The sequence below is a fragment of the Hydrogenophaga sedimenti genome, assembly GCF_051857515.1.
GTDB lineage: Bacteria > Pseudomonadota > Gammaproteobacteria > Burkholderiales > Burkholderiaceae_C > Hydrogenophaga.
On sequence record NZ_JBPZHA010000016.1, the window covers coordinates 51,099 to 75,312 of the forward strand.

General features: G+C 69.7%; 22 protein-coding genes. 8 read left to right on the forward strand and 14 right to left on the reverse strand.

All coding sequences use genetic code 11. From position 1 onward, the window contains the following. Positions 1 to 78: 78 nt before the first annotated feature. The 3 genes from ACS5NL_RS20850 to ACS5NL_RS20860 form a co-directional block, all read right to left on the reverse strand. Positions 79 to 300 carry a DUF350 domain-containing protein gene (locus tag ACS5NL_RS20850; RefSeq protein ID WP_411366173.1) on the reverse strand — a complete coding sequence of 74 codons (222 nt, stop codon included), beginning with the start codon at positions 298 to 300 and terminating at the stop codon, positions 79 to 81. 45 nt (positions 301 to 345) lie between these two features. Beyond that, positions 346 to 1,839 (reverse strand): DUF4178 domain-containing protein, encoded by a 1,494-nt coding sequence (locus ACS5NL_RS20855; protein ID WP_439355886.1) that lies wholly within the window; start codon positions 1,837 to 1,839, stop codon positions 346 to 348. 135 nt (positions 1,840 to 1,974) lie between these two features. Then, on the reverse strand, positions 1,975 to 2,985 hold the full coding sequence (locus tag ACS5NL_RS20860) for a fumarylacetoacetate hydrolase family protein (protein ID WP_439355887.1): 1,011 nt from the start codon (positions 2,983 to 2,985) through the stop codon (positions 1,975 to 1,977). Between the two features lie 146 nt (positions 2,986 to 3,131). Here ACS5NL_RS20860 and ACS5NL_RS20865 point away from each other — a divergent pair, with 146 nt between their 5' ends. The 4 genes from ACS5NL_RS20865 (at position 3,132) to ACS5NL_RS20880 (ending at position 7,006) form a co-directional block, all read left to right on the forward strand. Then, the gene (locus ACS5NL_RS20865) at positions 3,132 to 4,010 is read left to right on the forward strand and encodes an IclR family transcriptional regulator (protein WP_439355888.1); all 879 of its coding nucleotides are present in this window, start codon (positions 3,132 to 3,134) and stop codon (positions 4,008 to 4,010) included. 74 nt (positions 4,011 to 4,084) lie between these two features. Beyond that, the gene (locus ACS5NL_RS20870; RefSeq protein ID WP_439355889.1) at positions 4,085 to 5,308 is read left to right on the forward strand and encodes a DUF3108 domain-containing protein; all 1,224 of its coding nucleotides are present in this window, start codon (positions 4,085 to 4,087) and stop codon (positions 5,306 to 5,308) included. Between the two features lie 147 nt (positions 5,309 to 5,455). Continuing rightward, positions 5,456 to 5,740: a BTH_I0359 family protein gene (locus ACS5NL_RS20875; RefSeq protein WP_411366168.1), complete on the forward strand. Its 285-nt coding sequence runs from the start codon at positions 5,456 to 5,458 to the stop codon at positions 5,738 to 5,740. Between the two features lie 117 nt (positions 5,741 to 5,857). Continuing rightward, entirely contained in the window at positions 5,858 to 7,006 is a 1,149-nt protein-coding gene (locus tag ACS5NL_RS20880) for an ABC transporter substrate-binding protein (protein WP_439355890.1), read from the forward strand. 7 nt (positions 7,007 to 7,013) lie between these two features. On the opposite strand, the gene ACS5NL_RS20885 is transcribed toward ACS5NL_RS20880, so the two are convergent. Then, on the reverse strand, positions 7,014 to 8,060 hold the full coding sequence (locus tag ACS5NL_RS20885; RefSeq protein ID WP_439355912.1) for an AbrB family transcriptional regulator: 1,047 nt from the start codon (positions 8,058 to 8,060) through the stop codon (positions 7,014 to 7,016). Positions 8,061 to 8,116: 56 nt separating this feature from the next. Between ACS5NL_RS20885 and ACS5NL_RS20890 the strand changes: the two genes are divergently transcribed. Further along, a complete protein-coding gene (locus ACS5NL_RS20890; protein WP_439355891.1) occupies positions 8,117 to 8,944 on the forward strand; it encodes a ChaN family lipoprotein in 828 nt (275 codons plus the stop codon). A 21-nt stretch (positions 8,945 to 8,965) separates the two neighbouring features. On the opposite strand, the gene ACS5NL_RS20895 is transcribed toward ACS5NL_RS20890, so the two are convergent. From ACS5NL_RS20895 to ACS5NL_RS20910, 4 genes are all read right to left on the reverse strand, one after another. Continuing rightward, positions 8,966 to 10,036, reverse strand: a complete 1,071-nt coding sequence (locus ACS5NL_RS20895) for a zinc ribbon domain-containing protein (RefSeq protein WP_439355892.1) — start codon at positions 10,034 to 10,036, stop codon at positions 8,966 to 8,968. A 12-nt stretch (positions 10,037 to 10,048) separates the two neighbouring features. Further along, a complete protein-coding gene (locus ACS5NL_RS20900) occupies positions 10,049 to 11,128 on the reverse strand; it encodes an SPFH domain-containing protein (RefSeq protein WP_439355893.1) in 1,080 nt (359 codons plus the stop codon). A gap of 46 nt (positions 11,129 to 11,174) precedes the next feature. Further along, on the reverse strand, positions 11,175 to 12,515 hold the full coding sequence (gene aptA / locus ACS5NL_RS20905; protein ID WP_439355894.1) for an omega-aminotransferase AptA: 1,341 nt from the start codon (positions 12,513 to 12,515) through the stop codon (positions 11,175 to 11,177). A gap of 93 nt (positions 12,516 to 12,608) precedes the next feature. Further along, complete coding sequence (locus ACS5NL_RS20910; RefSeq protein WP_439355895.1) at positions 12,609 to 14,822, reverse strand: protein-disulfide reductase DsbD family protein; 2,214 nt, start codon at positions 14,820 to 14,822, stop codon at positions 12,609 to 12,611. A gap of 246 nt (positions 14,823 to 15,068) precedes the next feature. Between ACS5NL_RS20910 and ACS5NL_RS20915 the strand changes: the two genes are divergently transcribed. Together ACS5NL_RS20915 and ACS5NL_RS20920 are read left to right on the forward strand one after the other, a co-directional pair. Beyond that, on the forward strand, positions 15,069 to 16,283 hold the full coding sequence (locus ACS5NL_RS20915) for a class I SAM-dependent methyltransferase (protein ID WP_439355896.1): 1,215 nt from the start codon (positions 15,069 to 15,071) through the stop codon (positions 16,281 to 16,283). A 9-nt stretch (positions 16,284 to 16,292) separates the two neighbouring features. Further along, a complete protein-coding gene (locus tag ACS5NL_RS20920; protein ID WP_439355897.1) occupies positions 16,293 to 17,126 on the forward strand; it encodes a creatininase family protein in 834 nt (277 codons plus the stop codon). 118 nt (positions 17,127 to 17,244) lie between these two features. Here the strand turns inward: ACS5NL_RS20920 and ACS5NL_RS20925 are convergent, their stop codons facing one another. Continuing rightward, a complete protein-coding gene (locus ACS5NL_RS20925) occupies positions 17,245 to 17,928 on the reverse strand; it encodes a histidine phosphatase family protein (RefSeq protein ID WP_439355898.1) in 684 nt (227 codons plus the stop codon). A 169-nt stretch (positions 17,929 to 18,097) separates the two neighbouring features. Here ACS5NL_RS20925 and ACS5NL_RS20930 point away from each other — a divergent pair, with 169 nt between their 5' ends. Continuing rightward, positions 18,098 to 20,419, forward strand: coding sequence for a hybrid sensor histidine kinase/response regulator (locus tag ACS5NL_RS20930; RefSeq protein ID WP_439355899.1), 2,322 nt, complete (start codon positions 18,098 to 18,100; stop codon positions 20,417 to 20,419). 86 nt (positions 20,420 to 20,505) lie between these two features. Here the strand turns inward: ACS5NL_RS20930 and ACS5NL_RS20935 are convergent, their stop codons facing one another. From ACS5NL_RS20935 to ACS5NL_RS20955, 5 genes are read right to left on the reverse strand one after another with little or no spacing between them, the layout of a single operon-like run. Beyond that, the gene (locus ACS5NL_RS20935) at positions 20,506 to 21,474 is read right to left on the reverse strand and encodes a threonine dehydratase (protein WP_439355900.1); all 969 of its coding nucleotides are present in this window, start codon (positions 21,472 to 21,474) and stop codon (positions 20,506 to 20,508) included. A 24-nt stretch (positions 21,475 to 21,498) separates the two neighbouring features. After that, on the reverse strand, positions 21,499 to 22,197 hold the full coding sequence (locus tag ACS5NL_RS20940; RefSeq protein ID WP_439355901.1) for a VOC family protein: 699 nt from the start codon (positions 22,195 to 22,197) through the stop codon (positions 21,499 to 21,501). Beyond that, positions 22,194 to 22,679, reverse strand: coding sequence for a cupin domain-containing protein (locus ACS5NL_RS20945; protein ID WP_439355902.1), 486 nt, complete (start codon positions 22,677 to 22,679; stop codon positions 22,194 to 22,196). Before ACS5NL_RS20945 ends, ACS5NL_RS20940 begins: the two co-directional genes overlap by 4 nt. Before the next feature lie 22 nt (positions 22,680 to 22,701). Beyond that, positions 22,702 to 23,577, reverse strand: a complete 876-nt coding sequence (locus ACS5NL_RS20950; RefSeq protein WP_439355903.1) for a PhzF family phenazine biosynthesis protein — start codon at positions 23,575 to 23,577, stop codon at positions 22,702 to 22,704. Between the two features lie 16 nt (positions 23,578 to 23,593). Then, a complete protein-coding gene (locus ACS5NL_RS20955) occupies positions 23,594 to 24,211 on the reverse strand; it encodes a glutathione S-transferase family protein (protein ID WP_439355904.1) in 618 nt (205 codons plus the stop codon). Between the last annotated feature and the right edge of the window lie 3 nt (positions 24,212 to 24,214).

The following is a 24,214-nucleotide window of genomic DNA, read 5'->3' on the forward strand; positions in this document are numbered from 1 at the left end:
CAAGGTCGTCGCGGAACCGGCTCCGCCGGGCCGCAGACGGCGCCCCCCGGGGGGTGACGCCGCAGGCGGCGCGGGGGGTCACCCATGTATCGCGGCGGCCACGATGATCGAGATGCCCAGGCACATCGCCGCCACCACCATGCCCAGCGCGGTGTTGCGGTTCTCGACCAGTTCCTTCCAGAGGTCGTAGGGCGTGAGCTTGTCGATCACCACGAAGGCGATCCAGAACACCACCACGCCGATCAGCGCGAACAGGATCGATCCCAGAAACGCCGCGGGCCTGAGCCATTCAATGTCCATCTGTCTTCTCCTGTCAGGGTTGTGGGATCGGGACGGGCCCGGAAATCATTTGTGCCAGCCGCCGCTGGAGCTGCCGCCGAAGGAGCCGCTGCCCCAGCGGCCCGAGGTCGAGCTGCAGTTCTCGACCTGCGGATCGCAGTCGTCGCAGCCGCGTTCCAGCAGCACGAAAAACAGCACCACCAGCACGATGAGGATCACCTTGCCGATCGACCAGCTGTCGCTGCTCAACGGTGTCGCGTCGCCGCGCTTGAACAGGTCTTTCTTCTCGTCGAGCTGGAACGCCTTGGCCACGGCCGCGCTGTCCAGCCGCTCGCCGACCGACCAGGTCCACTCGTTGGCCGCCTTTTCCAGCGACAGCAGGTGGTGGCCCTGCGCGTAGTCCACGTTGTCGGTGATCTGGCCGCGTTCGACCTTCCAGTAGAACTCGCCGGCGACGTATTGCGTCTCGGCGCGGTAACTGTACTGGCGCGCATAGCGCTTGCCCAGGTAGGTGGCGGCGGCGCCACCGGAAGCCACCTGCGGCGCGCCGGTGGCGGGCTTGACCAGGCTCCAGCCGTCTTCCGCGTCGACCAGGAACTGAAAACCTGCCTTGCGGTTGTAGAGCAGGTATTCCTGCCAGCCGAACACATCGTCCTCGCCCGGCTCCGTGCCCGAGCGGTGCTGGTAGCCCACGACCTGCCAGTCGATGCCGCGCAGCTGGCCGGTGGTGCCCAGCGGGATCAGCGGCCGCACCGGCTCGTCCTGGATCGCGTGCCTGAGTTCGCCGCCGATGCCCGCCGACAGGTCGATCAGCGCATCGCACGAGGGGCAGCTCATGCTCTTGGTGGTGTCGAGCTTGACCTCCAGCCGCGCGGCGCAGTTCGGGCAGTTGAAGTGCCGGCCTTCGTCCTTGCGCAGCGCGTCGCCGGCCAGGCCGGTCAGCTTCAGGTCGTCGAGCCGGACTTCGCTGCCGGTCCAGACCGCTGGCGGTTCGCTGGCGTAGTCGATGCTGCAGACCTCGCCGCCATCGCTGCGCAACTCGACCACCCCGAAGTGCTGGCCGGCCGCGGGCAGGTGGCCCAGTTCGCCTTGCGCAGCCAGCACCGACACCTCGGTGACCGCGCTGACGGCGAACTGCTTGCCGCCCAGCGGATGGCGCAAGCCCATGCGCCAGTCCTTGAAGCCGGCCACTTTGCCGGGCGCCGACACGGGCCGGCTGAACACGAAGCTGCCGTTGTCTTCGCTCAGGCTGCCCAGGCTCTGGTCGTCGAACACCGCCTGCCAGTCGGTCCAGCGGGCCTGGGCATTGCCCAGCTGCAGGCGGCCGACCAGGGTGAAGGCCTGGCCCTGCCACTGGCCGGTGGCGCCGATCTTGAGCGGGCTGTAGTCGGTGAATTCGTCGGCGATGCGGCCCAGGCGGGCCAGCGCATCGGCCGTGCGCACGACGCTGGAGTGGCAATACGCGCAGACCGCGTGGGTCGACTGCGCGCTCTGGAAGGCGACCGGCGCGCCGCAGCCGGGGCAGGGCGCTTCGTAGCGGCGCTGCGTGCCCTCAGCCACGAACGGCCCCGCAGCGGCTTCGCGTGGATTGGCAGTGAGAGGGGCGCACCGTCTGCATGGTGCGACCGATCATAAATGCGCCGCGGGGGCCGGGCGGGCGGCAGCGACCCGCGAAGCGGTGGAGCGTGGGGGGGCTTATTTCTCCAGGGGGGCGATCGTCTGCTCGATCGCGCCGAACACGCTCTGGCCGTCCTTGCCCTTCATCTCGATGCGGATGGTGTCGCCGAACTTCATGTAGTCGGTTGAGGGCTTGCCGTCGATGATGGTCTCGATCGCGCGCTTCTCGGCGATGCAGGAATAGCCCTTGGGCCAGTCCTTCTTGCCGTCCACCTCGACGCCGCGGTTGCTCACCGTGCCCGAGCCGACGATGGAGCCGGCGCGCACATTGCGGGTCTTGCCGATGTGGGCGATCAGCTGGCCGAAGTGGAAGGTCATGTCGGGACCGGCCTCGCACATGCCGACCTTGCGGCCGTTCCAGGTGCTCTGCATCGTCAGGTGCACCCGGCCGCCTTGCCAGGCATCGCCCAGCTCGTCGGGCGTCACGGCCACCGGGCTGAAGGCGGTGGCGGGCTTGCTCTGGAAGAAGCCAAAGCCCTTGGCCAGCTCGGCCGGGATCAGGTTGCGCAGGCTCACGTCGTTGGCCAGCATCAGCAGGCGCACGCCGTCGATCGCCTGTTCGGGCGTGGTGCACATCGGCACGTCGCCGGTGATGACCGCGATCTCGGCCTCGAAGTCGATGCCGTAGTCCTCGCTGGGCACGACCACGTCGTCGCGCGGGCCGATGAAGTCGTCGCTGCCGCCCTGGTACATCAGCGGGTCTTCGTAGAAGCTGTGCGGCACCTCGGAGTTGCGGGCGGCGCGCACCAGCTCGACGTGGTTGATGTAGGCCGAGCCGTCGGCCCACTGGTAGGCGCGCGGCAGCGGGGCCATGCACAGGGCCGGATCGAAGGGGAAGGCGTGGCGCGCCTTGCCCTGGTTGAGCGTCACATACAGGTCCTGCAGCTGGGGCGCCAGGAAGTTCCAGTCGTCCAGCACCTGCTGCAGCTTGGTGGCGATGCCCGTCGCATAATGGGCGGTCGACAGGTCGCGCGAGACGACCACCAGTTGTCCGTCACGCGAGCCGTCCTTGTAGGTGGCGAGTTTCATGCGAGTCTCCTGCGGGTTGTGTGGGGTGGCTTGATTACGAATAGTGAAATTCGTTAACCTATGCGTAAAAATGACATTCTAGTTCAGCGCGCCAGCCGGCGTGTGAAATCCCCCTGAATTCCCGCCCGTTTTCTGCCCGTTTGCCGATGCCCGCCGCGAAATCCTCCGCCCCCAAGGCCACTGTCCGCCGCGATGCTGCCGATCAGGACACCGAACACCTGCGCGCCGGCATCCAGTCGGTGGAGGTCGGTTTCGAGTTGCTCAACGCGCTGTCGCAGGCGCCCGGCGCGCTGATGCTGCGCGACCTGGCCGCCGCCGCCGGCATGAGCGCGGCCAAGGCGCACCGCTATCTGGTGAGCTTCCAGCGCATGGGGCTGGTGGCGCAGGACCCGGTGAGCACGCGCTACGACCTCGGCCCGGCCGCGTTGCGCCTGGGGCTGGCCAGCCTGAGCCGGCTGGATGCCGTCAAGCTGGCGCGCGACCGCGTGCCCGCGCTGCTCCATGAGACCGGCCACACGCTGGCGATCGCCGTCTGGGGCAACCAGGGGCCGACCATGGTGCACTGGGCCGAAGCGCCGCAGACCGTGCCGGTCACGCTGCGCCTGGGCGACGTGATGCCGCTGCTGACCTCGGCCACCGGCCGCTGCTTTGCCGCTTTCATGGGGCAGGACGGTCCGGACGCCCAGCGCGTCGGACCCATGGTCCGCGAAGAGCTGGCGCGGGTGAAGAAGATGCCACGCAGCGGCGTGCCGCTGGTCGACGTGCCGCAGACGCTGCAGGACGTGCAGGCGATCATGGAGGAAACGCGCACGCAGGGTCTGGGCCGTGTGGTGCACAGCCTGCTGCCGGGCGTCGGCGGTTTCTGCGCGCCGGTGTTCGATGCCCAGGGCCGGCTGGCGCTGGGTCTGGTGGTGCTGGGTTCGGTGGCGACGCTGGACACCGGCTGGAGCGGTGCGCCGGCCCAGGCGTTGCGCCGGTGTGCGCAACAGCTCAGTGCCGACCTGGGATACCGCGTGCAGCCATGAGCGCAGCGCAGGGCCGTTCCCAGGCAAGCTCGCACCGCAGTCCAGAGGGCGAAGGCACACCCGTGAACGCCGTCATGCCTCTGTCCTCTGAACGCGCCGCGCCGCGCCCGCGGGTGCTGTTCGGCCTGGGCGCGGGCGTGCTGCTGGCGCACCTGAGCCTGCTCAGCGGCGGGTTGTCGGGCCTGTCGCTGGACATGTTCGTGTCGACCGCGACCGACGCGTCCGGCGGACCGCCACCGACCACCGTGGCGGCGCAGAACCCCGCGACCGCGGCCGCCCCCTTGCCCGACGAACTGCCTCCACCGGTGCGCACGAGTCGCGTGCGCTGGATCGTTCCCCAGGCGCCCGAACCGGTGAAGGCTCCCGAACCGCCGCCCAAGGTGGTCAAGCCGCCGCCGCCACCGGAGCCTCCGCTGGTGATCGAGCCGCCCGCGCCGCCGCCCGTCGTCGCCGAACCGGTGCCGCCACCGGTCGAGGTCGCGGTGGCCGTGCCCGTGCCGCCGGTGGTCGAGACGCCGCCTCCTGCGGTGCAGGAACCCGCTTCGGACCTTCAGCCCGGCACCGAGGTCGCGGCCGGCACGGTCGTGGGTGCTGGCGCTGGTCTGTCGGAAGCCGGTCTGCCGCCGGCCACGCCGCCGCCCAGCGTGAGCCTGCGTTATGCCGCCACCGCGACGGTCAAGGGCTCGACGTATTCGGGCTCCGGCACGCTGGAATGGCGACACGATGGCCAACAGTACGAGGCCAGGCTGGCGACCCGGGTGCTGGTGTTCACCGTGCTGGAGCAGGGCAGCGCCGGCCGCCTCACCGACAAGGGATTGCTGCCCGACCGTTTCTCGGACAAGCGTCGCAGCAGCGAGCGGGCGGCGCATTTCGACCGCGAAGGCCAGCGCATCCGCTACAGCAGCAACGCGGCAGAGGCCAAGCTGCTGCCGGGCACGCAGGACCGCCTGTCGGTCAACTTCCAGCTCGCCGGCCTGTTCAACGCCCGGCCCGACGCCTATGCCGAGGGGCAGATGCTGCGCCTGCCGGTCACCAGCGTCGACGCCGCCGAGGTCTGGCTGTTCCAGGTCGGCCCGCTCGCCACCGAATCGCTGCCGGCGGGCGAAGCGCCGGCGCGCAAGCTCACCCGCAGCCCGCGCAAGGACTACGACCGCAAGGTCGAGGTCTGGCTGCTGCCGGGGTATGCCCATCTGCCGGGCCGCATCCGCGTCACCGAGCCCAATGGCGATTTCCTGGACATGAAGCTGCAGGAGTTCCCGCCACTGAATTTGGGGCAGGGGCCCGTCAGCGTGCCCTGAAGCCCGGAAATGTGCCGGAAAACACACGCATCTTGAAACTTCCCTTCTCAGTGCCATCTAAATGCACATGGGGCTGAAGCCCGGCTCCCAATTGCCGATATAACGGACAACAGGCGCAGAGTTTGGCCCTGTGGAAGGAAATACATCATGCAGATGCTCTACGACTCGGACAGTTTTGCGGTGGTCCACATCCTGGCCAATGCGCCGGTGGATGGCGAGGCCGAACGCCTGGACGGCCCCCAGATCCCGCGCCACGGTTTTGAAATCGTGGACAAACGCGCGGGCAAGGAGGTCTACCTCGACGGCTCATGGGCCGAGATGTTCCAGATGCAGATCACGGCCTGGCAGCAGAACACCCCTTCGCAGGAAGAGGTGGAAGACACCCTGGAAGGCTACGCCACCCTCGCACAGATGCCTGTGGTGATGCACTGAGGCGCATCCCGCCACGACAGCGACAAAGGCCGATGCCCTGCATCGGCCTTGTTGTTTCTGGCTCCGGGTTGGCGACTTCCCTACACTCAGGGCTCCATACAGTGGAGGAGTATTTTCATGACATCGAGGCAATGGGCTGCGCGTCTGCTGCGTGGCCTGGTGGTCGGGGCGCTGGTGCCTCTGGCGGTCCAGGCGGCCGACGGGGTGAGCGCCAGCCAGATCCTGATCGGGCAGACCCTGACCCTGCAAGCAGGCAAGAACGAATACGGCGCCGCGGTCCGGGCCGGGGTGGAGACCGCGATCGCGCAGGTCAACCGCAGCGGCGGTGTCGGCGGCCGCAAGCTGGTCTTCAAGGTGCTCGACGACGACAACAAGCCCGACCAGGCCGAGGCCAATGCGCGGCAACTGGTGACGCAGGACAAGGTGTTCCTGCTGTTCGGCTCGATCGAGGGCGGGCCGTCCACCGCGGTCATGAAGGCGGCCATCGACCTGAAAGTGCCGTTCTTCGGTCCGATGGCGGGCTCGCCGACCCTGCGTGAGCCGCACCAGCCGCTGGTGTTTCCGGTGCGCGCCGAACACAAGGAAGAGTTCCGTGCCCTGATGGCCCAGGCGAAGAGCCTGGGCATGAGCCGCGTGGCCTTTGTGCGCTCGGATTCCGAAACCGGGCAGCTGCACCTGGCCAATGTCGAGCGCCTGGCCAAGGAGGTCGGCATCGCGGCGGTTACCGACCTGCCGTTCAAGTCGGACATCAGCGATGCCCAGCTGGCGGCGATGGCGCAGAAGATCGCCAGCAGCGGCGCCCAGATGGTGTTCAACCACGGTGGTGCGGGCATGTACGAAAAGCTGATCCGGCAGTCGCGCCAGACCGGCGTGAAGGCGGCGTTCTTCGGCGTCAACTCCGGTTCGACGCAACTGGCCAAGCACTTGGGCGATCAGGCCTACGGCATGATCTTTGCGCAGGTCATGCCCAGCCCCTGGGAACGCAAGACCGCATTGACCCGCGCCTACCAGGACGCGTTCACCAGGGAGCGACCGGGAGAAGCCTTCTCGTACGGCAGCCTGGAGGGATATCTCACGGCGCGCGCGCTGGTGGAGGCGCTCAAGCGGGCCGGTCCCAGCCCCACCCGGGAGTCGTTCGTGAGCGGCCTGCGCAACGCCGAGCTGAGCGTCGAAGGCACCAAGATCGCCTACCGGACCGGCGAACACGCCGGCATGTCGCTGGTCGACCTGTCCATCGTCACCAGCGAAGGGCGTTTCCGCCACTGACGCTGAGTTATGGGCTGGCCGCGGTCTGCCGCGCCGCCCACCAGCGGAACACCGGCTCGGCCAGGATCAGCACCGCGACCAGGCGGCAGACCTGGAAGGCGGTGACCATCGGCACACCCAGCTGCAGCACCTTGGCGGTGATCGACATCTCTGCGATGCCACCGGGCGAGGTGCCCAGCACCATGGTGGCCGGATGCAAGCCGGTCGCCAGCGACAGCAGCCAGGCGAAGCCGGCGCAGATGCTCATCATGAACAGGCTCGCGGCGGCCACCGAACCCAGCCAGCGCGGCGCGGTGTGCACGAAGGCCGGCGTGAAGCGCACCCCCAGACTGACGCCGATCACCAGCTGCGCCGCGGCGCTGAGCGCGGGCGGGATGGCCGAGAGCGTGACGCCCGAGAGGGTCAGCACCATGGTCACCAGCAGCGCGCCCATGAACCAGGGGTTGGCCCGGCCGAGCTGGCGCATCACCAGCGCACCCGCCAGTGTCAGCACGCCCAGCAACACCAGCCCGCCGATCTGCACCTCGCGCGCGCCCGGCGGCGTCGGGTCCAGGCCCGACACCCCCCAGGCCTGCATCGCGAACGGGATCGTGACCGTCACCAGCAGCACGCGCAGGCTGTGCGCCGCCGCGACCAGATCGGTGCGGGCGCCGTGGCGCTCGGCGATCAGGGTCATCTCCGAGGCGCCACCGATGGCGCCGGCGAAGTAGGTGGTGCTGCGCAGCTGTTCCGGGCTCAGGTGTTCGAGCTGGGTGGCGTGCACCCGCCGCAGCCAGGCCCCGAAGCCGAACCCGAGCGCCAGCGCCCAGGCGATGCCCAGCGCGATCGCCCACCACAGGCCCACCACGGCCGCGCCCACGGCGGGCGTGAAATACAGCCCCAGCGCGGTCGCGATCACCCACTGGCCGGCGTTGCGCAGCGGGATCCAGCTCGCGGTGGGAGCGCCCAGCACCGAGGCCAGCGCGGTCGCGACCAGCGGACCGATCATCCAGGGAATGGGGGTGTGCAGCCAGACGCACAGGCGTGCCGCCACGAAAGCCAGGACCAGCGTCAGGAGCACGCGCACAGGAACAACCAGGAAAACAAAGACAGGGCGCGTAGTATCGGCGCATGAACTGTCGACCCGCTGTCACCTGGCGTTGCCTGCTGGCGATCTGTCTGGCCAGTCTGCTCACCGCCTGCGGCACGCTGCCGGCGTCGAACGCCGACCTGCAGGGCCTGCTGCCCACGCCCTTGCTGCTGGTCGGCGAACTGCACGACGCGCCCGAACACCAGGCGCTGCAGCGCGACACGGTGCGCCAGCTGGCGGCGCGTGGCGAACTGGCGGCGGTGGTGATGGAGATGGTCGAGCAGGGCCACCAGACCACGGGGCTGGCTCCCGACACCAGCGAGACCAGGGTGCGCGAGGCGCTGGACTGGTCGGCCGCGCGCAACGCCGGTGCCTGGCCGTGGGCGGTCTATGGTCCGGTCGTGATGGCCGCGGTGCGTGCCGGCGTGCCGGTGCTGGGCGGCAACCTGCCGCGCGCGCAGATGCGGACGGTGATGGGCGAGGCGGCGCTGGACCAGATCCTGCCCGCGGCGGCCCTGCAGCAGCAGCGCGACGCGATCCGCGAAGGGCATTGCCAGTTGCTGCCGGAGGCGCAGGTCGCGCCCATGACGCGCATCCAGCTCGCGCGCGACCGCGCGATGGCGCAGACCGCGCTGGCGGCCCTGCAGCCGGGGCGTACGGTGCTGCTGGTGGCCGGCAACGGCCATGTGCAGAAGGACGTCGGTGTGCCGGGCCACCTGCCCGCGGGGCAGGCGCACCGCGTGGTGATCGCGCTGTCGCAGGACGCCGCGTCGGCGGTGGACGCCGCGCAGGCCGACCGGATCTGGTTCACCCCGGCGCGCCAGCCCCAGGACCACTGCGCGGAAATGCGCCAGCAGATGGGCCGTTGAACGGCCCCGCCTGCGGGAGGCTCAGCGCCCGCCCTGCAGCGACATGAAGATGTAGAGCACCACCAGCGCGGCGATGACCGCCAGCAGGATCTTGACCCAGCTCTTGGGGTACTCGCCGGCCACCTGCCCGGTCGCGCCGTTGACCACCACCTGGTAGTCCTTGGATCCGTAGTTGTAGCCCACCAGCCAGATCGGCAGCAGCACGTGCTTGAAGGTCTGGCGGTCGAAATTGGGCGAGACCTGCAGGTTGCGGTGGGTGTCGGTGCGGATGTCGTTGGCGCACATTTGGCGGATCGCATCGGTCATGCGTTCACGCCCGCGCTGTGCGCCCGCCACCAGATCGAGCTGGTAGCGCTCGACCGTCCAGCCGCTGAGGTAGCCGGGGTCGTAGGGCTTGAGGCGCTCGGAACTCGTCGGGAACGGTTCGACCTCCTCGACCAGCGCGGGATGCACGCCCTTGGAGCCGCAGACCAGGGTGTCGTCGAAGAAGTGCTGCACCTGGCCGCTGACCGGGAACCAGCGCACCTCGCGCTCGCCCTTCTGGTTCTGGTGGTACTCGCCGCCCTCGGCGGTGTAGCTGGCGCTGACATCGGCGTCGAAAGTCCAGTACGGCAGGTAGACGCCCTTGACGGTGTCGGTCAGCGCCTTGCCGCCGAGGTTGTTCGGCGCCCAGAAGCGCGACTTGTACCACTGGCGCAGCTTGTCGCGCGCCGAGGGTTCGTTGATCTCGAACGGCAGCAGGCTCTCGGGCCGGATGATGTCGCCCGTCTCTTCGAACGGCACCAGCGAGGTCGAGCCGCAGAAGTCGCAGGCCTTGCCCTGCTGGGCTGCGGTGAAGGTGCTGATGGCCTGGCAGTGCTGGCAGCGCACCGAGCGGCGCTCGTCCTGCCAGCCGCGCGCGTCTTTGGGGATGGCCTTGAGCGCAGCGACGAGATCGTGCTCGACGATCTCGCCGCTGGTCTTGACTTCGTAGGGTGATTCGGTGCCGCAGAAGGCGCAGATCAGCGCTTTCTTGCCCGGGTTCCACTGGGCCTCACCGCCGCAGGCGGGACAAGCCAGTTTTTTGCTTGCGGTGAGTTCGCTCAGCTGCATGGGTGCGCGCGATCAGCCTTTGAGGAATTCGTCCAGCGCGGCCTGCGGCACGCGCCACTGGCTGCCGATCTTGCGACCCTTGAGGTTGCCGGCCTCCAGTTCCTGCTGCACGTCGGCCGGACTCACGCCCAGTGCCTGCGCCACCTGTTCGGGGGTCAGCAGCGCCACCGGAGCGGCGGCAGGAGCCGCCGCCGGTGCCGGTGCGGGCGGGACCATGCCTTGCTGCGAGGGAGCCTGTGCGGCGCCGCCCATGCCCTGCATCATGGACTGACCCATCGCCAGGCCGGCGGCCAGCTCGGCGCCGATGCCCGCGGTGCCCGCCTTGCCTTCCGCCAGGGCGGTGCCCATGTTGTATTTGACGAAGTCGTTGAGGTTGCCGATCGCGGTCATCGCGCCGCGCTTGTCGATCGCCTGCTCCAGCTCCGGCGGCACGGAGACGTTCTCCACCACGAAGGTGGTCAGCTCGATGCCGTACTTGTCGCGGGTGGCTTCATTGATGCCGGGCAGCAGCGCCTCGCCCAGTTCGCTGTAGCGCATGGCGACGTCCAGCGCCGGCACCTTGGCCTTGGCCAGGGTCTCGCTGAACACGCTCACCAGGCGCGAGCGCATCACGTCGTTGAACTCGTCCAGCCGGAAGTGCTGGTCGGTGCCGGCGACTTCCTTGAGGAACTTGACCGGGTCGACGATCTTGAAGTCGTAGGTGCCGAAGGCGCGCATGCGCACCACGCCGAAATCGGCGTCGCGCATCATGACCGGGTTGGAGGTGCCCCACTTGTTGCCGGAGAAGACGCGGGTGACGACGTAGTAGACATCGGCCTTGAACGGCGTCTGGAACTTGTACTTCCAGCCCAGCAGGTCACCCAGGATCGGGATGTTCTCGGTCTTGAGCGTGTGGCGGCCCGGGCCCAGGGTATCGGCGAACTGGCCGACGTAGACGAACTGCGCGATCTGGCTCTCGCGCACGATCAGCTGGGCCTCGTTCTTGATCTGCTTGTCGTCGTCGGGGTATCGGTACGACAGCGTGTCGCGCGAGTCGTCGACCCACTCGATGACGTCGATGAACTGGCGGTTCAGGAAATCCATGATGGCCATGCGGTGCCTCCGTGCTGCGGGATGGTTCGTCGAAAGGGACGGTCGATCAGGCGTGGCGCCGGATGGCGTCGGCCAGAACATTGATCATCGTATCAATCTGCTCGCGCTCGACGATGTAGGGCGGCGCGAAAACCAGGTTTTCTCCAGCATTTCGCACGAGAACACCGCGCTGGTAGCAGTCCAGGAAGATGTCGTAGGCGCGCTTGCCGGGCAGGCCGGGGATCGACGCCAGCTCGACGCCCACCGCCAGGCCCAGGCTGCGGATGCTGATCACGTTGGGCAGGCCCTTGATCGCACTGTGGGCGGCATCGCCCAGCACGGTGCCCATCTCGCCGGCACGGGCGAACAGGTTTTCCTGCTGGAACAGCTCCAGCGTGGCGATGGCGGCGGCACAGGCGACCGGGTGGCCGGAGTAGGTGTAGCCGTGGAAGAACTCGATCGCGTGATCCGGCGCATTGCCGTGGGCGTTCATCATGGCGTCGTAGATGCGGTCGCTGCAGACCACGCCGCCCATGGGAATCACGCCGTTGGTGACCGCCTTGGCGAAGTTCAGCATGTCGGGCTGCACGCCGTAGTAGTCGGAGGCGAAGGGCGTGCCCAGGCGGCCGAAGCCGGTGATGACCTCGTCGAAGATCAGCAGGATGCCGTGCTTGTCGCAGATCTCGCGCAGGCGCTTGAGGTAGCCCTGCGGCGGGATGTACCAGCCCGCGCTGCCGGCCACCGGCTCGACGATCACCGCCGCCACGTTGCTGGCGTCGTGCAGCGGCAGGATGCGGTTTTCCAGCTCCAACAGCAGGTCCTCGTTCCACACCGGTTCCTGGTTGTGGATGTAGGCGTGGTTCACCGGGTCGTGGATGAAGCGCAGGTGGTCCACGCGCGGCAGCAGCGCGGCGCCGTAGACCTTGCGGTTGGCCGGAATGCCGCCCACGCTCATGCCGCCGAAGTTGACGCCGTGGTAACCGCGCTCGCGGCCGATGAAGAGGTTGCGGTGGCCCTCGCCGCGGGCGCGGTGGTAGGCCAGCGCGACCTTCAGCGAGGTGTCGGCGGCCTCGGAACCCGAGTTGCAGAACAGCACCTTGTTGAGGTCACCGGGCGCCATGGTCGCGATCATCTCGGCGGCGCGGAAGGCCTTGTCGTTGCTGATGCTGAAGGCGGTCGAGTAGTCCAGCGTGTCCAGCTGCTTCTTGATCGCTTCGTTGATCGGTTTGCGGTTGTGGCCGGCGCCCACGCACCAGAGGCTGGAGATGCCGTCGATGACCTGGCGGCCGTCGTGGGTCGTGAAATACATGCCGTCGGCGCCGGTGAAGACCCTCGGGTCTTTCTGAAAAGCGCGGTTGGGCGTGAAGGGCAACCACTGGTTGTCCATGCGGAAGTCGTTGAAGGCCATGGGATCTCCTGGACGGGTGAGCGGCGATTGTGGCACCGGGTCGGTGACGGACCGGTGCCACTGGCGCCCTGCGTTCAGGCGCCGGATGCAGCCTCAGAGGCTGGCCAGCGCCTCGCGCACCTCGGACACGCTGAGCACCTCGGTCAGCACGCGCGCGGGCTGGCCCTTGGCGAGCAGCACATAGACCGGCACGCCATTGCGGCCCAGCTCGGCCAGCGCCGCGGTGACGGCGGGGTCGCGGCGTGTCCAGTCGGCGCGCAGCAGGGCGACGTTCTTGCCGGACAGGTCGCGCAGCAGGCCTTCGTCGGCCAGCGCGTTGCGCTTGTTGAACTGGCAGGTCACGCACCAGGCGGCGGTGAAGTCGACGAACACCGGGCGGCCCTGTGCCACCAGCTCGGCCTGGCGCGCCGCGCTCCAGGCTTCCCAGCGCAGGCCTTCGACGCTGGTGGCGACCGCGGCGCCCGCCGGTTCCGGGGCCTGCAGCCGCGTCACGTGCGGGCCGACGCCGGCCAGCAGGCCCAGCAGCGCCAGCGCCGACAGGCCGCGCACCACCAGGCCGGCCCTGCCCTGCAGGCGCAGCGCCCAGATCAGCAGCGTCAGCGCGACCAGCAGCATCAGCAGCGCGGCCACGCCGTCGATGCCGCTCTGCTGCCCCAGCACCCAGAGCAGCCAGACCACGGTGGCGAACATCGGGAAGGCCATGAACTGGCGGAAGCGCTCCATCCAGGCGCCCGGGCGCGGCAGCGCGCGCGCGATCGCCGGCCACCAGCTGGCGGCCAGGTAGGGCAGCGCCATGCCCAGGCCCAGCAGCGCGAACACCGCCAGCGCCTGCGCCGTCGGCAGCGTGGCGGCCAGGCCCAGCGAGGCGCCCATGAAGGGGGCGGTGCAGGGCGAGGCCACGGCCACCGCGAGCACGCCGGTCAGGAAAGCATCGGCCAGCGGGTGCCGCGCCTGCAGGCTGGCCAGCCCCGAGGGCAGCACCGAGCCGAACTCGAACATCCCGGCCAGGTTCAGGCCGATCACGGTGAACAGCGCGGCCAGCGTGGCGACCACGGCCGGGCTCTGCAGCTGGAAGCCCCAGCCGATCGCCTCGCCCGCCGCCCGCAGGACCAGCAGCAGGCCACCCAGCGCGAGGAACGACAGCACCACGCCGGCGGTGTAGGCCAGACCGTGGCGGCGGTGCGCGGCGCGGTCGTCGGCGTGTCTGGCGAAGGCCAGCACCTTGATCGCCAGCACCGGGAAGACGCAGGGCATGAGGTTGAGGATCAGGCCGCCGAGCAGCGCGCCCAGCAGGGCCGCGAGCAGCGACACCGGGGCGCCACCGCTGCCCACCGGCGCCTTGGCGCGGGCGGTGTTGGCATCCAGCGCGGCCTGCAGCGCCGGCGACACGGCCGCCGGCAGCGCCTTGACTTCGGGCCATGCGCCCTGCACCGGCACCGTCATGCGCGCCCCGGCCAGGCCCGGGCCTTCGCCCGGCGCGTCGGCCAGCGCCACCACCAGGGCGATCTCGGCCGGGCTGCTGCCGCGCTGCGCCGACAGCGGCAGTTGCGCGGTCCAGCGGGCGCCGTCCCACCGCTGGGTCCAGGGCGCGCCCGGGTCGATCAGGCCGGCCGGCTCGGGGAAAAACTCCAGCTTCTGGCCCTTCCAGGCGGCGGGCAGCGCGTCGAGCGCCACCTTGAGATGGCCGGCGTCGGGGCTGGCCTGGCTGGCGCCCGCGGCCTGGTCCCTGGGGGCGGCGGCGAAGGCGGCGTCGAAGGCCGCGCCGTTCAGGCCGGTCGAACCCTGTGCCGGGATCTTCAGCCGGAAGTTGCCTTCTTCCGGAATGCATTCCTTGCGGCAGACCAGCCAGGTGGCGTGCAGCGTCACATCCAGCTGCTGGCCGGCGAAGGCGGGGGCCACCGTCAGCGGCACCGGCAGCAGCACCGTGCCGGTGTAGCCGTAGTTGGCCAGCGAGCCGATCGGGATCTTGCGCGGCGTGGGCCAGGCGATCTCGCCCGCGCTCACGCCCGCGGGCAGGGTCCACTGCAGCTCGGTAGGCAGGCCCGAGTCGCCCGAGTTCTTCCAGTAGGTGTGCCACTCGGGCTGGTGGGTCAGCTGCAGGCCCAGCCAGACCTTGGCGCCCGGGGCGACGCCCTCGGGGGCGTGGGCCAGGAGCTCGGCGCGGACCTGGGGCGTCTGCACCACCGGCGCGCCGGCGGCGCCGAGCAGGTTCTGGGCCTGCGCGGCCAGCGGCCCGGTGAACAGCAACAGGGCCAGCGCGGCAAGGCGGTACCGGGCAGCGGACAGGAAAAGGGGAAGCAGGGGCATCGGGAGGCGGTCGGGGTCGGAGGGCATCACGGCGTTACCGAACGCGTGTGTCCCGCCATAGGAGCGGTCGCGGCAGGCAGAGTTCCCGGCGGTGCGCCGGGGCCAGCCGGCAAATATATGCCAATGCCGCGGCAACTGCGCGCGGCTGGCAGGTGGGCGCCGGGTTCCCATCGGCCCCGAACTTGGGTACAACCCGTTCAGTGATGCAAGAGGTCCGGGGATTCACCGAAGCGACGGGAGATGACCATGGGATCGATGCTGGAACACCGTGTGCAGGCCTGGGCCGGGCGGGTGCGCGCCCAGGCCAATGTGCCGGTGCGGCTGGTGTGGGATGGCGCCGCTGGCGGATCGGTCGATCTCGGCGATGCGGTGCGGGTCGAGGTGCATGTGCGCGATGCCGCGGCCTGGCCGCTGCTGGTCGAGCCCGGGCTGGACACCCTGGGCCAGGCCTATGTCGAGGGGCTGGTCGATGTCGAGGGGCCGCTGGCCGACATCGTCGCGGTGGCGCACGGTCTGGCGGGCAGTGCGCAGCCCCGCGGCGGGCTGCTGGGACGCATCCGGCGCAGCAGCGGCCACACACGCGCCGGCGACAGCGAGGCGGTGCGCTACCACTACGACGTGTCCAACGCCTTCTACCGGCCCTGGCTGGGCGAAGGCATGGTGTATTCGTGCGCCTATTTCGAGCGCGGGGACGAGGGCCTGGAGCAGGCGCAGTGGCAGAAGATCGACCACATCCTGCGCAAGATCCGGCTGCAGCCGGGGCAGCGCCTGCTGGACATCGGCTGCGGCTGGGGGGCGCTGGTGCTGCGCGCGGCCCAGCAGTTCGGGGCCCGCTGCGTGGGCGTGACGCTGTCGCAGAACCAGTTCGACTGGGCGACCGGGCGGGTGCGGGCCGCGGGGCTGCAGGACCGTGTCGAGATCCGGCTGCAGGACTACCGCGAGGTGGCCGACGGACCGTTTGACCGCATCACCAGCGTGGGCATGTTCGAGCACGTGGGGCTGGACCACCTGGCCGGCTATTTCGGCTGCCTGCGCAGTCTGCTCACGCCGGACGGCTGGGCCATGAACCACGGCATCACCAGCACCGATGCGCACGACGGCGAGGCCAGCCACGGTGGGGGCAGTTTCATCCACCGCTATGTGTTTCCGCGCGGCGAGCTGCCGCACATCGCCACCGTGCTGCGCACGATGCAGGAAGGCGGGCTGGAGGCCGTGGATGTGGAGAACCTGCGCCGCCACTACCAGCGCACCACCCGGCTCTGGAGCGAGGCCTACGAGGCGAACGCGGCGCAGATCCGCCCGCAGGTGGACGAGAAGCGCTGGCGCATCTGGCGCATCTACCTGGCCGGTTGCGCCTGGGCCTTCGAGAACGACGAGGTGGCGCTGTTCCAAGTGCTGTGCCGGCCGGCGGGCCGCAGCGCGCAGGAACAGCCGTGGTCGCGGCGCTGGATGTATCCGTAAACTCGGGGCATGAACGCTCCGCACCGCTTCTGGTCCGACCTCGGCACCGCCGACTTCGCCGCGCTCGACCGGTCGCGCGCCATCGCCGTGCTGCCGGTGGCCGCGACCGAGCAGCATGGTCCGCACCTGCCGCTGTCGGTCGACACCGACATCGTCGACGGCGTGGTGAAGGCGGCGCTGCCGCACCTGGCCCACGACCTGCCGGCGCTGTTCCTGCCGACCCAGGCGATCGGGTTTTCGCCCGAACACACCCGCTTTCCCGGCACGCTCACGCTCAAGGCCGAGACGCTGATCCGCGTCTGGACCGAGATCGGCGAATGCGTCGCCGCCAGCGGCGTGAAGAAACTGGTGCTGCTCAACAGCCACGGCGGCCAGGTCGGCGCGCTGGACCTGGTGGCGCGCGACCTGCGGGCCCGGCTGGGCATGCTGGTCTACAGCGTCAACTGGTTTGGCCTGCCGCTGCTGGACTCGACGGGGCAGGATGTGAATGCCCGCTTCAGCGCCGAGGAGCACCGCTTCGGCATCCACGCCGGCGATGTGGAGACCTCGATGCTGCTGGCGCTGCGCCCGGGTCTGGTGCGCATGGACCAGGCCGAGTACTTCCGCTCCACCTCGCAGGACCGCGCCGAACGCTTCGCCACGCTGGGCAACGGCAAAAGCGCCAAGCTCGGCTGGATGATGCAGGACTACAACGCCAATGGTGCGGTCGGAAACGCGTCGGCCGCGACGGCAGACAAAGGCCATGCGCTGCTGGACGCCGCCGGCCGCGCGCTGGCCCGCCTGCTGGCCGAAATCGACCAGCTGCCACCCGACACCCTGACCGAGAAAACCGCTTTCGACTGAGTCGACGGTCAGACCGCTTTTGGGCGCGCCTGCCGTTGACCAGAACGCGGCGGAACTGGCTTCGCCAGGCCGCTTGCGTTGCCCCCTGGGGGGTGACGCCGAAGGCGGCGCGTGGGGGTCAAGCGAACGTCACCCAGTCCCGGCACTCGTCGTTGTCCAGGTGCGGCAGCGTGTTGTAGGTCAGCAGGTGGTGGCGCTTGGGGTTGAACTGGAACTCGGTCACCGCACTGTTGCGGATGCGCATGTTCAGGTCGATGGTGGCGTCCGGGCTCAGGCCCAGCACATGGCCCACCGCGGTCGAGATCGGCCCGCCGCTGGAGACCAGCAGCACGTTCTGGCCGACATGGCCGACGCGCACGTGTTCCAGCGCGCTGGTCACGCCGTGCACGAAGTCGGTGTAGTCGGGCATGCCTTCGGGGCTCACGGTGCCGGCCATCCACTGCCGCAACCCGTCGCGCAGCACGCGAAAGTGCGCCTTGTAGCCCTCGGGGCTCTGCGGGCTGCCCAGCGCGTCTTCATGGCCCCTGGGCAGGATGGCGCGGATCACGGCCTCGCTGTCGTACTCGTTCAGGCCCGGCCACGCCAGCGGTGACAGGTCCAGCCCTGCGCCGCGCGCGATGCCGGCCCAGGTCTGGGCGTGGCGGCGCAGGGTGCCGGTGATCACCGCGTCAAAGCGCAGGCCGCGCGCGGCCCAGTAGCGCCCCAGGCGTTCGCTCTGGCGCTCGCCCAGTTCGCTGAGATGGTCATAGTCGGCGGCGCCGAAAGAGGCTTGTCCGTGGCGGACCAGATAGAGGGTTCCCATGGAGCGCGATTCTGTGTGCGGCCCCCGGGTCGGCTTTGTCCCGGCAGCGACTGGGGGTCGCGGCCATGCCACGCAAGCGGGAAATGGCGGCCTTTTGCACTCGTTTTTTCCGGCACCCGGTGGGCAGCGGCGTGCTCCAATGCGAACATGCCTGTCACTGCCTGGACCCATGCTGCCTGACCTGCCCACCCTCCTGCTGGTCCGGCTGGGAGTCGACCTCCTCACCGCTGTTGCCTTCTGGGGGCAGAAGCGGCGCTACCCGGCCATCGGCGGGCCGGGCTGGTGGGCGCTGGGCGCCGTGATCAGCATCGTCGGCTCGGCCACCCTGATGCTGCGGGTCGCCGGCGAAGGTCCGATTTCGGCGGCCGTGTCCGCCCTGCTGCTGTTTGCCTCCCACGCCTGCTCCTGGGTGGGCCTGCGCAGTTACCTGCGTCTGCCGCTGCCCTGGCGGGTGCTGGGGGTCATGCTTGTCCTCATGGCCGGCCTGCAGCTGGGCATCGCCTTGCTGACCGACCGTCCCGAGCAATACCAGCTGGTGTACGCGCTGATCATGCTGGCGATGGGGCTGATGGTGCTGCGCGACCTGCTCGGGCAGCGCCGCTCCAGCCGGTTTCCCCCGGAGTACCGGGCACTGGCCTCCCTGAGCGCCATCGAGGTGCTCACCCTGCTGGGGATGACCGCATGGATCTCGGTGCGCCATTCCTCGCTGGACGGCGTGGCCGCGGCCTTCATCCTGTTCTTCCTGCTGACCAAGTTCCTGCGGGTGCTGCTGTTCAGTGCGCTGGTGTCGCTGCGCCTGCGCAACGACGCCGACCAGGCGCGGCTGAGCATGGTCGAGCGAGAGGCGGAATCGCGCGCGCTGATCGACCACCTGGGCGCCGGGGTGATGGTGTTCCGGCCCGACCGCTCGCTGATGCGGGTGAACCAGGCGGCGCGCAGCTTCATGGGCTGGCCCGACGACCGGGACCCGCAGGCTACGTTCGACTGGCAGCTGCTGGGTCCGGACGGGCTGCCAATGCCACGCCACGAGGTGCCGTTCGAGCGCGTGCTGGCCACTGGCCAGCCCGTGTCGGACGTGGTGGGTGGGGTGCGCGTCGGTGACGGCAGCGAGATCCGCTGGGCGCTGTGCAACGCCTATCCTGAAAACGATGTGCTCGGCGGACTGCGCCATGTGGTGTTCACCTTTGTCGACATCACCGCGCTGCGCCAGATGCAGCACCAGCAGCGCACGCTGGAACAGCAGCTCGCCCAGTCGCAGAAGATGGAGGCGCTGGGTACGCTGGCCGGCGGTGTGGCGCACGACTTCAACAACATCCTGGCGGCCATCCTGGGCAACGCCGATCTGGCCCGGCAGGACCTCGCGCCCGAAGCACCCTCGCGCCAGAGCCTGCACGAGATCAGCGCCGCCGCCCGCCGCGGGCGCGAACTGGTGCGCCAGATCCTGGCCTTCAGCCGCCAGCAGCCGCTGGCGCGCGCGCCGGTCGACCCGGGCACGATCGTGGCCGAAACCTGCAGCCTGCTGCGGACCGCGATTGCGCCGCAGGTGCAGCTGGTGCAGTCGGTGGCGCCCGGCATGCCTGCCATCCTGGCCGACCCGACCCGGCTGGGACAGGTGCTGCTCAACCTCGGGACCAATGCGGTGCACGCCCTGCAGGGGCGACCGGGCCACATCGAGTTCGTCGTCGACCTGGTGGACGCCGGCGATCCGTCCCTGCCCGACGAGGTGGCGGTGCACTGCCGTCGCTCGGGGCACGGCGCCGTGCGCATCCTGGTGCGCGACGACGGCTGCGGCATGGACGCGGCCACGCGCAGCCGCATCTTCGAACCGTTCTTCACCACCAAGGGCGTCGGCCAGGGCACCGGCCTGGGCCTGCCGGTGGTGCTCGGCATCGTGGAAGCGCACGGCGGTGCCATCCAGGTCGACAGCCGGCCCGGTGCGGGAACGACCTTCACCCTGTTCTTTCCGTCGACGGGCGAGCCCGTCCCTGCAGATCCCCTCGCCGCCGATGCGTCTGGCGGCACAATGTCTGAAAACACCCGTGGCGACAACCCCTTGTCCGCCATGCACCCAGCGGAGTCCATCGCCATGTCCGACACGAGCAGCGCCGAACCTCGACACATCCTCTACCTGGACGACGACGACACCCTGGTGTTTCTGGTGCGCCGGTTGCTGGAGCGGCGCGGCTACAAGGTGACGGCGCTGTGCGACCAGCAGGCGGCGATCGACGCGGTGCGCAGCCAGCCGCAGGGCTTCCACCTGCTGATGACCGACTACAACATGCCCGGCATGTCGGGCATCGATGTGGCGCGCCAGGTGCAGGCGATCAATCCCCAGCTGCCGGTGGCGGTGGCCTCCGGCTACATCAGCGACGAGCTGCAGGCCGAAGCCGCGGCGGCGGGCGTGGTCGAGGTGGTGTTCAAGACCGACGCGGTCGAAGCCTTCTGTGAAATTGTCGCGAGGCTGGTGGGCGCAGCCCCGCAGGCTCGGTAGGCCCACCCCCGCGCCGCCTGCGGCGTCACCCCCTCAAGGGGGCGATGCCTGCGGCCTGGCAAAGCCAGTTCCGCGGCATCCTGGAATCAGAGACTGGCGCCGGACAGGACCTTCGCGAACATTTCGCTGTCGACGTTGCCGCCGGACAGGCTGAGGCCGACGGTCTGGCCTTTCAGCGATTCTTTTTCCTGCATGGCGGCCGCCAAGGCGGCGGCGCCCGCGCCTTCGGCGACGTTGTGGGTGTCGGCGAAGATCTGGCGCATCGCTTGCGCGACCTCGTCGTCGGTCACTTTCACCACATGGTCCAGCTGCGGCGCCAGCACCGCGAGCGCTTCGGCGTCGGCGACGCGGCAGGCCATGCCGTCGGCCAGCAGGGTGGTCACCGGCGCTTCGACCACGCGTCCGGCGGCGATCGAGTCGGCATAGGTGGTCGCGTGGGCGCTGACCACGCCGACGATGCGCGTCTGGCGGCCCAGCGCCAGCTTGGCGGCCACGGCCGAGCAGGCGCCCGAGCCCTGACCGATCGGCACATAGACCACGTCCAGCGCCGGCACTGCGCGCAAGAATTCCCACCAGTAGGTGCTCACGCCGCGCAGCAGGTCGCGGTGGAAGCTGGGCACCATGTGCGCGCCGCGTTCGGCCGCCAGTTGCATCGCGTGTTCGCGCGCTTCCTGGAAGTCGCTCCCGTGTTCGATCAGGTCGACACCGAGCGCGCGCATGGCGGCGTTTTTCTCCACCGAGTTGCCGTGTGGCACGACGATGGTGCAACGCACGCCGTGTTCGCGCGCGGCCCAGCCGATGCTCTGGCCGTGGTTGCCGCGTGTGGCGCTGATGACTTCGCGCGGCGTCTCGCCGCGTTGCCGCAGCTGGTCGAAGTAGGTCAGGCCGCCCCGGATCTTGAACGCGCCCACCGGCGTGTGGTTCTCGTGTTTGACCCAGCACGGTGTGCCCAGCCGCTCGCCCAGCAGGCCCCAGCGGTATTGCGGCGTGGGCGGGAACACGCGGTAGACCACCTCGGCGGCGGCTTCAATGTCGGTCAGGCTGGGCAGGTGCATGGGGCTTGCGGTGGGGAGGGGGTGTCAGAGCGTGCGGGGCGGCTGGTGGTCAGGCGGGTCGATCACGGCCGACAGCCCGGCCGCGCCTTCGGTGACCGTCACGCCGCCCAGGCCGATCGCCGCCAATGCCTGCTGCAGCGCCTCGGCCTGCGGGTGCTGCAGTTGCAGGCTGCGCAGGGAGAGGCCGGCGTCGGTGACGCGGGCGGACGGGTGCGTCGCGCCCCACTGGATCAGTGTCGGCAGCGTGCCGCCGAACAGGCGCTGTCCGTCTTCGCGCACCGTGATCTGCCACTGCAGCAGGCCGTCCGGTGTGGGGCGCGAGGCCGCGAGGATGGGGCCACGCTCGATGCCCAGTGCGCGCCAGGCCGCCGTGGCCGCGGCGAGGTCGGGCACCGCCGCCACCCAGTGGATCGGTTGCGGGCCCTGTTGGGCGAGTTGGGCCTGCAGGGCGGGGTCGTCCAGATCGAACCAGCGCTTGCTGCCGGGGGCGCAACGGGGCACGGCCGCCGGGTCAATGGCGATGATTTCCAGGTAGGCCCGGGGCGCGAAGGTGCAACCCAGCCGCAGCAGCCGGTTGTGGGTGCCGAACAGCGGATGCTCGCCGCCGGGGCCGGGGGTCACGCCGAGCGTGGCTTCGCACCAGGCCACGCCTTCGTCCAGCGTGCGCGCGGCGATGACCAGGTGGTCCAGCTGGGCCTGGGTGGGCGTCTGTCCGTCGCTCATGGGTAGGGCGTTCCGTCTTTGTGCTGGAAGCGCCAGCCGCCTTCACCCATGACGGCCCTCAGATCGTCGTCGGGATAGTGACCCTCGTCCCCAGGCGTGCGGTCGCCCACTTCCAGGTACACCACGGGTCTGTCGGTGTCGTTGCTCAGGCAATGGCCATTGCCGGTGCCCGCCCTGAACCCGGCGCAATCGCCAGGCTGGAGCCGGGTCGGGCCCTCGTCGGTGTGCAGGGTGGGGCTGCCTTCCAGGATGTAGACAAACTCGTCCTGTCGCGTGTGCGAGTGCCTCAGGCTGGACACGCTGCCCGCGGCCAGACGCACGAGGTTGACGCCGAAGTGGCTCAGGCCAAACAGGTCGCCCAGGACCCGTTTTTCGCGCCCGGCCATCCGCGAAGCGAACGGTTCCGGGTAGGTCGACGGTTTGGTGCGCGCGGGCACAGCGGCGGCACGGACGGCGACAGGGTGCGGTGCAGGATGGGACATGGACGCTCCGGATGGCCGTGTTTCAGAGACGCACGGAGCCTTCGATGCAGGTCACGGACTGACCGCCGACCCAGATCGTGCCGCTGGCGTCGCGTTCGATGTGCACGCGGCCTTCGCGCGCCATCGCCGTGCCCTGCGCGGCCACGTAGCGCTCGGGCGCGAGCCCCGCGCCGATCAGCCATTGCGCCACCGCGGCGTTCAGGCTGCCGGTCACCGGGTCTTCGGCCAGGCCGTTGTTGCCCGGGAAGAAGGCGCGCACCTCGAACTGCGTGTCGACGGCTTCGCGGGCGCCGACCACACCGACCTTGCCGCGCGGCCCGACCACGCCGATGTCCAGCCCGGCCAGGATGGCCGCGTCGGGCTGGAGCGCCAGCACCTGCTCGGCGCTGCGCAGCATCACACCGCGCCAGTTCGGTCCGTTGTCGCACCAGGCGTGCGCGGTGATGTCCTCGCGTGCGACGCCCAGACCGCGGGCGATGAGCGCGACATCCTCTTCGGGCAGCGGACCGCTCTTGATCAGCGGCGGCGCGGCGAATGCGAGGCGTTCGCCATCCCGTCGCAGCTTCACCAGCCCCACGCCGCATTCCTGCACCACGTGTTCGGTGCGCGGCACGCCACCGGCTTCCAGCCAGGCGTGGCAGCTGCCCAGGGTCGGGTGGCCGGCGAAGGGCAGTTCACGGCCCGGGCAGAAGATGCGCACGCGGTAGTCGGCGCCAGCGGCCGCGCCCTCGGGCGTCGGCGGCAGCAGGAAGGTGCACTCCGACAGGTTGGTCCAGTTGGTGAAGTGCTGCATCTCGGCGATCGAGAGGCCGCTGCCATCGAGCACCACCGCCAGCGGGTTGCCGCGGTAGGGCGTGGTGGTGAAGACGTCGACCTGTTTGAAGTGGCGTGACTGCATGGGATCGGTTTCCGGATCAGGACAGGGGAAGGTCGAGCACACCGCGGCTGGCCGGATGGGCGAGCCACTGCGCGTACCAGCGTTCGAGGTGCGGCCAGGCGGGCCGCGGCTGCGGCAGACCCCACCAGCGGTGCACCTCGCAGGCGATCGGGATGTCGGCCATGGTCAGCGCGTCACCGGCCATGAAGGCCTGCTTCGACAGATGCTCGTCCAGTCGCGCGAACAGTGGCTCGGTCGCGGCCACCGACGCGGCGATCAGCGACGGGTTGCGCTGCTCGGCCGGTGTCCGGATCCACTGCTTGAACGCCGGGCTGCCGGCCGGGTTCAGCTCGGTCTGCTGCCAGTCCATCCAGCGCTCGGCGTTGAAGCGCTCCCGCAGGTCTTGCGGGCACAGCGGCGAGCCTTCACGGCAACAGAGGTAACGCACGATCACGTTGGATTCCCAGAGCGTGAAGTCGCCGTCTTCGAGCAGCGGCACCAGGCCGTTGGGGTTCTTCGCCCGGTAGTCGGGCGTGCCCACGACGCCGTAGGACAGGCCGGCGTCGATGCGCTCGAACGGCAGGCCGAGCACCTGCGCGCACAGCACCACCTTGCGCACGTTGATCGAGCTGATGCGGCCCCAGAGACGCAGCATGGC